The sequence below is a fragment of the Armatimonadota bacterium genome (assembly GCA_031081585.1).
In the GTDB taxonomy this organism is placed as follows: Bacteria; Sysuimicrobiota; Sysuimicrobiia; order Sysuimicrobiales; family Humicultoraceae; genus Geohabitans; species Geohabitans tengchongensis.
In genome coordinates this window covers 1-12,574 of record JAVHLY010000021.1, presented here as the reverse complement: position 1 = coordinate 12,574, position 12,574 = coordinate 1, and the positions used below count along the sequence as shown (strand labels likewise).

Genomic DNA, 12,574 nt, shown 5'->3' with positions numbered 1-12,574 from the left:
CGGCTGGTGGAGGCGATGGGCGGGACGCTGGGCGTGGAGAGCACGGTGGGGCAGGGCAGTACCTTCTGGGTGGAACTGCCGGAGGCGGAGGAACCAGCCCTGGAACCGTCTGCTGTCGGAGCCGCCCGCCCCGCGGGCGCCCGGCGCGCCCGCATCGTCTACATCGAGGACAACCTCTCCAACCTGAAACTCCTCCAGCGCGTCCTGGCCCATCGGCCCGAGGTGGAGCTGCTGCCGGCGATCCAGGGGCGGCTGGGCCTCGACCTCATCCGCGAGCACCGTCCCGACCTGGTGCTGCTCGACCTGCACCTGCCGGACATGCCCGGGGACGAGGTCCTGCGCCGCCTGCAGGCTCAGCCCCAGACCCGGGAGATCCCCGTGGTGGTGATCAGCGCCGACGCCACCCCCCACCAGATCGAGCGGCTGCGCGCCATGGGCGCGCAGGAGTACCTGACCAAACCGCTGGACGTCCGCCGCCTGCTGGAGCTCCTCGACCGGGCACTGGAACGGCGCGAGGGCCGCCATGTCGGCCTCCCTTCCTGACGGCGCCCGCATCCTCATCGTCGACGACCAGGAGGCCAACGTCCGGCTGCTCGAGGCGATCCTGCGCCGCGGGGCGCCGGCCACGGAAGTCCGCAGCACGACCGACGCGCGCGAGGCCTCCGGCCTCTTCACCGCGTTCCAGCCGGACTTGGTGCTGCTCGACCTGCACATGCCCCACGTGGACGGCCTCACGCTGCTGGGGCAGCTCCTGGAGTCCGTCCCTCCCGAGACCTACCTGCCGGTGCTGGTCCTCACCGCCGACGTCACCGCCGAGGCCAAGCGCCAGGCCCTCGGCCGGGGCGCGCGGGACTTCCTCACCAAGCCTTTCGACCCGACCGAGGTGCTGCTGCGCATCCGCAACCTCCTGGAGACCCGCACCCTCCACGAGCGGTTGCGCGAGCACAACCGCACGCTGGAGGCGCGGGTGTGGGAGCGCACCCGGGAGCTGGACGAAGCGCGGCTGGAGGCGCTCGAGGTGCTGGCCCGCGCGGCCGAATTCCGGGACGACGACACCGGGGAGCACACCCAGCGCGTGGGCGTGCTGGCCGGGCGGATCGGCGAGGCCCTTGGCCTGGGGGCCGCCACCGTGGAGCTGCTCGTGCGCGCCGCGCCCCTGCACGACGTGGGGAAGATCGGCATCCCCGACCAGGTCCTGCTCAAACCCGGCTCCCTCACGCCGGACGAGTGGACCCAGATGCGGCGGCACACCACCATCGGGGCGGCCATCCTGGCCGGCCACCGCTCGCCGCTGCTCCAGCTGGCCGCCGAGATCGCCCGCTCCCACCATGAACGGTGGGACGGCCGGGGCTACCCCGACGGCCTGGCCGGCGAGGCCATCCCGCTGGCGGCGCGGATTGTGGCCGTGGCCGACGCCTTCGACGCGATGACGCACGACCGGCCCTACCGCCCGGCCCGCACCGAGGAGGAGACGTGGGCCATTCTCGAGGCCGGGGCGGGGACGCAGTGGGAGGCGCGCATCGTGCGTGCCCTGGCCGAGGCGATGGGCAGGCGCCGGCCCGCGTCTATGGGCGCGGCGGGCGGGGCAGGGAGGGAGTGATGGTGCGGCAGACGGTGGGCCTGCGCCCGGCCCTCGTCCTGTGGGCGCTCTACACGATCAGCGCCGGGGTCCTCCTGCTCCTCTCCTCGCCGCTGGCGCGGGCCGTCCTCCCCCTGTACGTCCCCCACCCGGTCTTCCTCTCGGCCTGGGGGACGAGCCTGGTCGTCGTGGGTGTGGCCGCGCTGGCCACGGCCTGGCGCCTGGAGGGGCTGCGCACGCTGGCCTGGGTCTTCGCCGTGTGGGCCATCGCCCTGGCCGGATACATCCTGGACGGGTGGCTGGAAGGCGTCCTGGACGCCCGGACCGCCGTCGTTCCCATTATCGTGAACCTGCTCTTCGGCGCCTGGATCTGGTCGGTGCGTGAGCACTGACCGGCGGCTGACCCCTCAGCGCTGGCCCGGCCGTCCGCGCCGGCGGGTGACGGCGCGGGCAGTGCCCCGCTCCCGGTTCCGCCCGTGGTGTGGCCGCCTCCGTCCCCGCCGCCGGTGGCGAGGGAGCGCGGGCCGGGCTGCTCCAGGAGGCGAAGGAAGACCTCGACGACCCGCGGGTCGAAGGCCTTGCCGCTCTGCTCCCTGAGGTAGGCGATCACCCGGTCCTCCGGCCAGGCCGGCCGGTAGGGGCGGTCGGAGCGCAGCGCGTCCCAGACGTCCACCACGGCGAAGATGCGCGCGGCGAGCGGAATCGCTTCACCGCGCAGGCCCTGGGGGTAGCCGCTGCCGTCCCACCGCTCGTGGTGGGCGTAGGGGATGTCCAGCGCCGGTCGCAGGTAGGGGATGGGGAAGAGGAGCTGGTGGGCGTAGAGGGGGTGGCGGCGCACCACCGCCCACTCCTCCTCGGTCAGCGGGCCCGGCTTGCGCAGGATGGTGTCGGGGATGCCGATCTTCCCGATGTCGTGGAGGAGCGCGCCGCGCCGGATGTGGACCAGCTGCGGCTCGTCGATCCCCATGGCCCGGGCCAGGCGCACCGTCATCTCCGTGACCCGCTGGGTGTGCCCGTGGGTCTCCTGGTCGCGAAGGTCCAGGGCCTGGACCCAGCCTTCCAGCGTGGCCTCGTATGCCTCCTGGAGGTCGCGGTGCGACCGCTGCAGCGCGTCGAAGAGCCGAGCGTTGTCGATGGCGATGGCGGCCTGGTCTCCGAGAGCCTGCAGCAGGGCCCGCCACTCTTCGTCGGTGACGAGCGGCGTGCGCCGGAAGACCTCGAGCACGCCCTGCACCACCCCCTTGGCCACGAGCGGCACCGCCGCATACCCGACCAGCCCCTCCACGGCGGCGATGGGGTGCACCGGCGCGTCGGGGTGGCCGAGGTCGTCGACGAAGACCGCCCGGTGGTTGGCGGCCACGGTGCCCACCAGCCCTTCCCCGAGCCCGATGGGGGCCACGAGGTGGTCCGGCCGGAGCCCCCGCCTCGCGGCGTACTCCAGCACCTGCCGTTCGGGGTGGTAGAGGAGGATGGCGGCGGCGTCCACGCGCAGCTGCGCCACGGCCTGTGAGAGCACGACGTCCAGGGTGACGTCCAGGTCGACGCTGCTGCCGATGGCCAGGCCCACCGCGTGGAGGGCCTGGAGGTGTTGCAGGCGCTGCTCCGCCTGGGCGAAGAGGCGGGCGTTCTCGAGCGCCGCGCCGGCCTGGTGGGCCAGGGCCTGGAAGAGGCCCACCCGCTCATCGGTGAAGAACCCCGCCTGGTCGCTGTAGAGGAGCAGGACGCCGAACGGTCGCTCCCGGCTGAGCAGCGGGAAGGCCGCGGCCGCCCGAAACCCCTGCGCCAGCACCCGGTCCCGCCAGGCCCGCTCCGGCGGCTCCCGGGCCACGTCGTTGAACACCTGCGGGAAGCCCGTACGCAGGGCCTGGCCGGTCGGCCCCCGGCCCTCCGGGGACTCGTCCCAGCGGATCCGCAGGCGCGTGGGGTAGTCGTTGCTGATCGGATAGGAGGTGACGAGCCTGACGCTCCCGTCCGGCTCGGCGCGGCCGATCCAGGCCAGGCGCACGCCGAAGACCTCCACGCAGGTGCGGGTGATGCTGCGCGCCACCTCCTGGAGGTCGAGGCTGATCCCGAGCTTCTGCGCGCTGGCGTAGAGGGCGCTGAGGGTCTCGAGCTGTCGTACGTGGTCGGTGTAGAGGGTGGCGTTGGCGATCGCCTGCACCGCCAGATCACCCAGCGCCCGCAGCAGGGCCAGCTCCTCGAGGTGGAAGCGCCGCGGCATGCCGAGCGCGTAGACGGTGAGCAGGCCGACCAGGTGGCCGTCGCGGCGCAGGGGTGCCCCCACGATGGTGCGCACGCCCGCTTCGCGGTGCAGCGCCGTGTTGGGCAGGTCCTGGCGGTCCAGGGCCTCGGGAACAAGGAGCAGGTCCTGGTGGCTCTCCGCCACCAGCCGGTCGAGGACGGCGCGCGGTTGGGGCGCGGCCCGGGCGGCGTAGTCGTGGGGGAGCCCGTACGTGGCGGCGATGGCGATGCGGTCAGTGGCCTCGTCGTAGAGCGCGATGCTGGCCGCGGGCGCCCGAAGCGCCCGCGCGGTCTCCTCGACGACAGCGCGCAGGACGGTGGGCAGGTCCAGCTGGGCGTTGAGGCGCTGGGCCGTGTGGGCCAGCGCCTGAGCTTGCTCCGCCGCGGCGTGGGCCGCCTCCGCGGCCTGCTCGGCTTCGTCGGCCCGGCGCTGCAGCGCGCGAGCCATCTCGTCGACGGCCTGAGCGAGCACCGTGAGCTCACGTGGCCCCGCCACGCCGCCGGTGCGGGCGTCCAGGTCACCCGTGGTCAGGCGCCGCGTCACCCCGGCGATGCGCTCCACCGGCACGACGAGCACCCGGCGGGCCGTCCGCCACGCCGCGGTCAGGGTCAGGAGGGCGGCCGCCAGCAGCCCGAAGGCGGAGCGCACCAGGTGGCTGCGCAGTTCCGCCAGCAGAGCGTCGCGCGGAACCGTGACCGCCACGACAAGTTCGGTGTCGCCGGTCGGACCACGCAGGGCGCGATGACCCACGAAGACGCTCCGGCCGCCCTGGTCCTCGCCCTGGACGGTGACCTGGGGTCGTCCCTGCGCGACCGCCTGCAGGACGCCGGGGTCGGGGGCCCGACGGCCCATCCAGGCCCCCGGCTCCTGTGACCGCGCCAGCACGGTGTGCTGGCGGTCCAGGAGCGTGAGGACGCTTCCGGGCGGCAAGGGGACCCCGGCCGCCACCTCGTTCAGCCACCACAGGTCGACGAGGGCGAAGACCGCAGCCGGGGCGGTCCGCCTGCCCACCTGGGAGGAGCCGCCCGGGAGCGGGTAGGCGACCGTGATGACCGGGGGGCGCCCGGCCTGGGGCGCCTGATAGCGTCCGACGGCCAGGCCGTGGTGTGCGACGGCACGGCGAATGGCCTCCGCATCCACCGGGGCGCGTCCGTCACCGGAACGCGCAAGACAGCGGACGGGCCCGTCGAGCGCGGTCACGCCCAGGTTCACGTAGACGGCGGAAGCGGCCAGGCGCCGGGCGAGCAGGGTGGAGCACTCGCCGGCAGGCGCCCTGATCGTCTGTAGCTCCGCAGCCAGGTCGACCAGGAGCTGCCGCGTGGCATAGAGGACGTTGAGGACTTCCCCGGCGGCATGCTCGGTGAGGACCTGGACCTCCCGGTGGGCGTGACGGATCAGCTGGCGTTGCTGGTCGGCTGTCGCGAGGAGGAACAGGGCGGTCCCCGGGAGGAACGCCAGGGCGGTGACTGCGGCAATCCAGCTCCGCAGAGACGAAAAGGGCTTCTGGAGGATCATCCACGGGAGCATGCCCGGAGGGAGAAAACTCTAGACGGGCTAGACCTCTGAAAAGTCTGAAGACAGTACGGCCGGGAGGGCTCGCCGGGCGTTCCCATAGCTCTCCCGTGGAAGGACGCTCAGACCTCCAGCGGAGCCAGCACCCGGGAGACGGCCACCGCGGCGACGAGGAGCGCTGCGGCGAGACCGGCCAGCACCGCGCTGACTTCCTCGACCTGCCGCTCCCATCCCAGGCGACGTCCCAGCCGCTCGTAGAGCTCGAAGAGCCGCCGGCCGGTCGGGGCGTGGTGGTAGGTCCCGCCGCTGAGCTCGGCCACGGCGTGGAGCGTCTCCTCGTCCACGCCCCCCGGGCCACGCTTGGTCCCCACCCCGACCGTGTGGACTGTCACGCCGTGCCGCCTGGCGGCGTCGGCGGCCACCAGGGGGTCGCGCCCGGCATTGTTGAGCCCATCGGAGATGAGGATGATGACCCGCCGCCCCGGCTCGGCAGGCCGAGGCGGGGCGGCCAGGGGATCCGCTCCCCCGAGCAGCAGGCGCAACGCCTCGAGCACGCCCTCTCCCATCGCCGTCTCGCTCTCTGTGGCCAGCCGGTTCACGGCCGAGCGCAGGCGCCCCCGGTCGCGGGTCAACGGCACCACGGGCGCGGCGGTGGTGCTGAAGGCCACGAGCCCCACGCGGACGCGCGGGTGCACAGCCTGCAGGAAGGCGTGGGCGGCCGCCCTGGCCGCGTCCAGGTGCGAGGGGGCCAGGTCGGTGGCGTCCATGCTGCTGCTGACGTCCAGGACGAGGACCACGTTCAGGCGTGGGCTGCGGACCGGCACGGCGACGGTCGGCCGGGCGAGACCCAGTAGCAGGGCGACCAGCGTCAGGCTGAAGGCGGCCAGGGGCAGGTGACGGCGCCACGGGTGGGCGTGGCGGACGGCCACCCCGACCGCTGCCGTCCCCGGGAACCGGATGGTCGCTGCAGGGTGGCGGCTCCGCCACACCGCCAGGGCGAGCAGGGCCGGAACGACCAGCAGACCCCACAGGACGTCGGGGCGCAGGAACTGGAAGGATGTCGACACCTCACCATCACCTCGGGACCGGGACGCCTCCCCGTCCCGCGCCTCCCCCCGCGGGGTTCGCCTCTCTCTTACCCAGGGTGTCGCGCCCCCGTGTCGTCGGGGCCGGGACGCCTGCTTCAACCTCGTAGCGACGGTCCCGCCGTGGGCGCGTCCGGGGAGGCCGGGGCCGGACCGATCGGCCGGCGGAGGTGAGCCGGTCAGGGGGAGGCGACGGTGGAGTCGGTGGGAGGGACTGCCTCGGGAAGCGGGTCGGAGAAGAGTCGGGCGACGGCCGCGTCAGGATGCGCGTGAGCCAGTGGCGGTTGCCGGAAGTGAGGGGGGGACTGGATCGAGGAGAGCCGTGTTGGAGTCGGAGTGCGACCGTCGCCCAACAGTGTCCACCGCAGCAGGGTCCCCAGGCTCGCCAGCCCGGCGAGGAGGACGCCCGCCCAGAACTCCCATGTCGACAAGAGCCCCTGCATCGTCGGGCTCCCGGAGCACCCGGCCCGCCGCAGCCTCGCCTCCGCGGGAAAGCGGGGAAAGCAAAAACGCCTTCCCGCGGAGAAGGCGTCGGCGCCTTCCCGTTCGGCAGCCCGGCTGACTGTCACCAGTCCCGTGGCTTTGCGGACCGCCCTCGCAGGCGGGGTGCCATTTCGCGGGTGCCCGTGCTATTTGCTTGACGTCGAGCCGTTGTGTTCCTTCGGGGCGGCTCGACGAACTCCTTCACCCCCGATGTGCCCCAGAGCGCCGTTGACGAGACCTCCCCGGAGGGGGAAGATGGGGAGGAGCCCCTCCCCCGGGGGGAGGGATAGGCGAGGAGGACGCGATGACCGAGACGCGCGCGCCATCCAGCGGGCACGGCTCTCCCGAGCAGCGGCGGCAGGCCCTCGTCCGCCTGCGCAGCATCGTCGGCCACCTGCGGGGGATCGAGCGCATGGTCGAAGAGGGCGCCTACTGCATCGATATCGTGCGGCAGACCCTCGCCGTCCAGCGGGCGCTCGACCGCGTGAACGCGCTGCTCCTGGAAGACCACCTGCAGACCTGCGCCAGCCGGGCGATGCAGTCGAGCGATCCCGCCGAGCGGCGGCGGACCATCCAGGAGATCATGGACGTCTTCGCCTACAGCGGCAGGCGGTAGGTCCGGGGATGACGACGCCACCGCCAGCCCACACCCCCACGGCGCCGCCTGCGAGCGGCCCCCGACCGGACGGTGGCGCTCCCGCCGGCCGCCGGCGGATCGAGCTGCCGGTCGAGGGGATGAGCTGCGCCTCCTGCGTGGCGGCGGTCGAGGGCGGGTTGCGCCAGGTCCCCGGGGTGGTCGATGCCGCCGTCAACCTGGCCGCCGAGCGGGCCGCCGTGCTCTTCGACCCCGCGCAGGCCGGGCTGGAGGACCTCATCCGCGCCGTGGAGCGGACCGGCTACCAGGTGCCGGTCGAGCGTGTCGTCCTCCCGGTGCGCGACCTGGCGCTGGCGGCCTCGGGCGAGCCACTCGAGCGGGCCCTGCGCGCGGTCCAGGGCGTGCGCGACGTCGCCGTGAATCTGGCCAGCGAGGAGGTCGTCGTCACCTGCATCTCCGGCGTGGTCACGGCCGATGACCTCCGTCGGGCGATCCGCGCGGCGGGCTACGAGCCGGAGGCGCCGCCGCTCGCCGCCCCGGTCGAGGCGCGGCTACGCGCCCCGGTCGAGGCGCCGCGCGACGCCGACCGCGAGGCCCGCCGTCGCCGTCGCGAGCTCCGGGACCTGCGCCGGCGGCTAGTCGTGGCGGCGGTGCTGGCCATCCCCGTGCTCTGGGGCAGCGCCCACCACATGGGGCTCGCCATCTGGGTCCCTCCGCTACTGACCGACTGGCGGGTGCAAGCCCTGCTGGCGGCGCCCATCCAGTTCTGGGCCGGCTGGCGGTTCTACCGCGGCGCCTGGGCCGCGGCGCGCCACCGCCGCGCGGACATGAACACCCTCATCGCCCTGGGCACCTCGGCCGCCTACGGCTACAGCCTGGCCGCCACCCTGGCCCCCGGTGTCTTCACCGCGGCCGGGATCCCGCCCGCGGTCTACTACGAGACAGCGGCGGTCATCATCGTCTTCATCCTACTGGGCCGGTACCTGGAGGCCCTCGCCCGGGGCCGCACCTCCGAGGCGATCCGACGCCTCATGGACCTGCGCCCCCGCACGGCCCGGGTCCTGCGGGATGGGGAGGAGCGGGAGGTCCCCGCCGACGAGGTGCAGGTGGGCGACGTGGTGGTCGTCCGCCCGGGCGAGCGCATCCCCGTCGACGGCGTGGTCCTGGAGGGCCGCTCCGCCGTCGACGAGTCGATGTTGACCGGCGAATCCCTCCCCGTGGAGAAGGGGCCGGGGGACGAGGTGATCGGCGGGACGGTCAACCGCACCGGCGCGTTTCGCTTCCGGGCCACGAAGGTGGGCGCCGAGACCGCGCTCGCCCAGATCATCCGGCTCGTGGAAGCGGCGCAGGGGAGCAAGGCTCCCATCCAGGCCCTGGTCGACCGGGTGGCGGCCGTCTTCGTCCCGGCCGTCCTCGTGGTGGCCCTGCTGGCCAGCGTGGCCTGGCTGGCCGCCGGCCCGCCGCCGGCGATCACGCACGCGCTGCTGGCCGTCGTGGCCGTCCTCATCGTGGCCTGCCCGTGCGCCATGGGCCTGGCCACACCGACCGCCCTCATGGTGGGGATCGGCCGCGCGGCGGAGGCGGGTGTGCTCATCCGCACGGCGGAGGCCCTGGAGCGCCTGCGCCTGGTGGACACCGTGGTCCTCGACAAGACGGGGACGGTCACGCGCGGGACTCCGGTCGTGACGGACGTCCTCCCGGTGGACGGCGTCGACCTCCGGGAGCTCCTGCGCCTGGCCGCGGTGGCCGAGCGGGTCTCCGAGCACCCGCTGGCCGAGGCCATCGTCGCTCGCGCCCGAGAGGAGGGCCTCGCCGTCCCGGAGCCCGACGACTTCGAGGCGGTGCCCGGTGCCGGCCTCCGCGCCCTGGTCGAGGGCCGCCGCATCGTGGCCGGCACCCGCGCCCTGCTCGAGCGCGAGGGTCTCCCCCTGAGACCGGCGCCCGTGGCGGCCTGGGCCGAGCGCCTCGCCGACGAGGGCAAGACGCCCGTGTACGTGGCCGCCGACGGCCGCCTCCTTGGCCTGCTGGCGGTCGCCGATACGCCCAAGCCCGAAGCCGCCGCGGTCGTCACGGCACTGCGCCGCCGCGGGCTCGAGGTGGTGCTGCTCACCGGCGATCTGCGCCAGGTCGCCGAGGCCATGGCCCGTCGCGTCGGCATCGCCCGCATCCTGGCTGAGGTGCGGCCGGCCGACAAAGCTGCGGAGGTGCGGCGGCTCCAGGCGGAGGGACGGCGCGTGGCCATGGTGGGCGACGGCATCAACGACGCCCCCGCGCTCGCCCAGGCCGACGTAGGCATCGCCATCGGCGCGGGCACCGACGTGGCCATCGAGGCGGCCGAGGTGGTCCTGGTCGGCAGCGACCTGCGCGGGGTGCTCACCGCCTTGGACCTCGGGCGCGCGACGGTGCGGACCATCCGGCAGAACCTGTTCTGGGCGTTCGTCTACAACGTCGCCCTCATCCCGGTGGCCGCGGGCGCACTCTTCCCGCTCACGGGATGGCAGCTCAACCCCGCCCTGGCGGCCCTGGCGATGGCATCGAGCTCCGTCACCGTGGTGACCAACAGCCTGCGGCTGCGGCGGTGGCGGCCGGCCCCGCTCCCGTCCCCCTCCTTGCCCCTGCCGGGGGGCGCGCGGGGTGGTGCCACACGGCAGCCAGGCCCACGTGGAGAGAGCCAGCGGAGGGGGAGCCACCGGAGTAACGGGAGAGACGTGCAGTCGCACTGGAGAGCCGAAAGGAGGGAGGATTCATGAAGCGGACGTTCAAGATCCCTCGGATCCACTGTGAGGGGTGCGTGGCGACGGTCACAGCGACTCTGCAGCGCCTCCCGGGCGTGACCCGCGTGGAAGGGCGGGCGGAGAGCCGGGAAGTCGACGTCGTGTTCGACCCCGCGCAGGTCTCCGAGGAGCGCCTGCGGGAGGCCCTGGCCATCGTCGGCTACCCGCCAGCGGCCGCGCTGTAGCCATCCCCATAGGGGAACGGCTAGGAAAGCTGCCGCGCCGCTCTCGGCGTAACGGTGCTCTCCAGGGCTGAGGGCTCCGGTGCCCAGGCATCGGCGGCCGCTGCCGGGGTCTGCGCGCCGAGGGCGGTCGCCGGGGCGGGCGCTCCCCCTCATCGAGCCAGGCGGCGATGGAGCGGCGGAGGACCAGACCGCGCGCAGTAGCCACCCGGCGCACGACCCCTGCCTGCAAGAGGGCGATGAGGATCTCCGCCCCCAGCGTCCCTCCAAGATGCGGGCGGTCCGCTCCCCAATCCGGACAGATATAGACGACGGAGCGCCGCAGAGCGACGGTGGCGCGCAGCACGTGCACACCCAGGCGGCGCAGCCGGGTGATGCCTCGGGTCGTCAGCGCATATGCAGGAGGGATGGGCCCGGGCCCGCTGGCTGCTGGACTGGCGGAACGCTCGACCAGCCATCCCCGGTGGACCAGCTCCGCCAGGAGCGCGACTCCGGCGAGTCCTCCCAGGTGATCGAAGCAGGTGCGGGCGTGCCGGAGGTCGGGCACGGCCGCACCTGGCGGCCGCGCCGCCCGGCTGGCCCGCAGGCGTCCCACACGCGAGCGGTAGGAGTTAAGGAGGGCCTCCAGCAGGACGTGCCGGTCCGGTGCCCGATGCGGAACGAGGGCGTAGACCCGTAGCCGACCCTGCCGCGTCCCGGTGACGAGTCCGGCGCGGCGCAGAATCTTGAGGTGGTGGGAGATTCGCGGTTGCTCCAGGCCAAGGGCGACGGCCAGGGCCGTCACCGCGTGTGACCTTCGATGGAGTCGCAGGAGGATCCGCAGCCGGGTGACATGACCTAACGGTCGGGCCCAGCGACGCTTATCCCACCGTTGTGGCGGTCTGCACGGGACAGTTGTCCACTTCACACCCCAGACATCGGCCGCCTCCCCAAACATTACGGGGTCCCTTCACAACGAAGATATTTCGTTGTGAGAGATCCGGCGCGGAGGGGTCTCCAGTGGCAGGGAGCTCTCCACCACGTGCCGGGTGGGTAAGGCGTCGCAAGGGGCCTGCAAGGGTCTACAAAAGAGGGAATCGGCAGGATACCCCGATAACTGGTGGGGGAACCAGGCGTCAAGAGGAATCGCCGCCACCGTGGCTCCGGCCCGCATGCACGCGCAGGTACGCGGACGGTGTGCCCGCGGTCAATTTGTGACGCGAAGACAGCGATACCCCTGTCCGCAGCTGTCCGGAGGGCCGAGCGTGACCCGCTTGACCGTGACGGTGCCACCGGTGCGGCTCCGCACCAGCAACACGGTTTCGTCGGCGGCGAGGTCCCCGTCGCTGAACTGGACGAGTACGCTGTTTGGCCCCCCGGCGCCTGACACGACACGCACGCCGCTCGCCCCGCCCCGCACCTCCAGGTAGCCGTCAGCCGCCCGCATGGAGGCCGGGGGGCCACCGGGGAGCGTGAAGATCAGGCTGACCTCCGGGCCGAAGGTCTGCTGGCCACCGGCGTGGACCGTCCATCGGGAGGCGCCGTTGGCCCCCCGGAGCTCCACGACGGGAGCGGCGGGGTCAAACTGGGGCCCTTCCGGGGTGGAGAGCCGGATCAGGTGCCGGTTGCCCTCCAACGACAGGAGGAGATGACCGGTGTTGGCATTGCGGTGCTTGCGCAGCCGCAACGCCGTCGGTCCGTTCGCCCCGCCGTCCGTCAAACTCCAGTCCCAGATCTGGATGCCGTACCCGCTGTGGGTGGAGGAATTCTCCCCCATCCCCTGGCGGTTGAGGTCGATGCCAATACCGGTGGGACTGTTGCGCGGGGCGGGACCGGCCTTCCCGGCGACGTCCAGGTAGATGTAGTCGCCCCGGCCGCGGTTCCCGACGGCGATCCCCGCAGCCCCGTCGATCCCGTCCGCTTCGGTGATGATCCGGATCCCGTAGAAGAGCGAGCCTGAGGCGTGCCGCGGGTTGCGGTTCCGGAACTCCAGGTTCACCAGTGAGAGCTCGGTGCTGTCGGGGATCTCTACGTCGTAGAGCCCGGTCATCCGAGCCAACACCCCACGTCCCGAGGCGGCACGCAGGGGGTCCCAGACGAGCCCTCCCTGGAGGTGGGCCTCGCGCCACGGGCGGCCAGGCCG

At 73.4% G+C, this 12,574-nt stretch carries 8 protein-coding genes and 1 riboswitch; of the genes, 5 read left to right on the top strand and 3 right to left on the bottom strand.

Annotated elements, in window-relative coordinates:
• Together RB146_09390 and RB146_09385 are read left to right on the top strand one after the other, a co-directional pair.
• On the top strand, positions 1-543 hold a 543-nt coding region (locus RB146_09390; GenBank protein ID MDQ7829191.1), incomplete at its 5' end, for a response regulator.
• Entirely contained in the window at positions 524-1,600 is a 1,077-nt protein-coding gene (locus RB146_09385) for an HD domain-containing protein (protein MDQ7829190.1), read from the top strand. The genes RB146_09390 and RB146_09385, both read left to right, overlap by 20 nt.
• A gap of 49 nt (positions 1,601-1,649) precedes the next feature.
• On the opposite strand, the gene RB146_09380 is transcribed toward RB146_09385, so the two are convergent.
• Positions 1,650-5,336, bottom strand: coding sequence for a GAF domain-containing protein (locus tag RB146_09380; GenBank protein ID MDQ7829189.1), 3,687 nt, complete (start codon positions 5,334-5,336; stop codon positions 1,650-1,652).
• 119 nt (positions 5,337-5,455) lie between these two features.
• Positions 5,456-6,400 (bottom strand): VWA domain-containing protein, encoded by a 945-nt coding sequence (locus RB146_09375; protein MDQ7829188.1) that lies wholly within the window; start codon positions 6,398-6,400, stop codon positions 5,456-5,458.
• A 563-nt stretch (positions 6,401-6,963) separates the two neighbouring features.
• Positions 6,964-7,039, bottom strand: a riboswitch (cyclic di-GMP riboswitch).
• Positions 7,040-7,205: 166 nt separating this feature from the next.
• On the opposite strand from RB146_09375, the gene RB146_09370 reads away from it, so the two are divergent.
• Genes RB146_09370 through RB146_09360 form a run of 3 tightly spaced genes read left to right on the top strand, consistent with a single transcriptional unit; the run spans position 7,206 to position 10,455 of the window.
• Positions 7,206-7,517, top strand: a complete 312-nt coding sequence (locus RB146_09370; protein ID MDQ7829187.1) for a metal-sensitive transcriptional regulator — start codon at positions 7,206-7,208, stop codon at positions 7,515-7,517.
• Between the two features lie 8 nt (positions 7,518-7,525).
• Positions 7,526-10,246 carry a heavy metal translocating P-type ATPase gene (locus RB146_09365; GenBank protein MDQ7829186.1) on the top strand — a complete coding sequence of 907 codons (2,721 nt, stop codon included), beginning with the start codon at positions 7,526-7,528 and terminating at the stop codon, positions 10,244-10,246.
• Positions 10,243-10,455, top strand: coding sequence for a heavy-metal-associated domain-containing protein (locus RB146_09360; GenBank protein MDQ7829185.1), 213 nt, complete (start codon positions 10,243-10,245; stop codon positions 10,453-10,455). Before RB146_09365 ends, RB146_09360 begins: the two co-directional genes overlap by 4 nt.
• Positions 10,456-11,638: 1,183 nt before the next feature.
• Here RB146_09360 and RB146_09355 read toward each other — a convergent pair.
• A partial coding sequence (locus RB146_09355) for a hypothetical protein (GenBank protein ID MDQ7829184.1) occupies positions 11,639-12,574 on the bottom strand: 936 nt, incomplete at its 5' end.

Excerpts from the sequence above, each read along its gene's own strand:
- RB146_09385 (MDQ7829190.1), top strand. The coding sequence starts at position 524 with ATGTCGGCCTCCCTTCCTGACGGCGCCCGCATCCTCATCGTCGACGAC.
- RB146_09380 (MDQ7829189.1), bottom strand. The coding sequence starts at position 5,336 with ATGATCCTCCAGAAGCCCTTTTCGTCTCTGCGGAGCTGGATTGCCGCA.
- RB146_09370 (MDQ7829187.1), top strand. The coding sequence starts at position 7,206 with ATGACCGAGACGCGCGCGCCATCCAGCGGGCACGGCTCTCCCGAGCAG.
- RB146_09365 (MDQ7829186.1), top strand. The coding sequence starts at position 7,526 with ATGACGACGCCACCGCCAGCCCACACCCCCACGGCGCCGCCTGCGAGC.
- RB146_09360 (MDQ7829185.1), top strand. The coding sequence starts at position 10,243 with ATGAAGCGGACGTTCAAGATCCCTCGGATCCACTGTGAGGGGTGCGTG.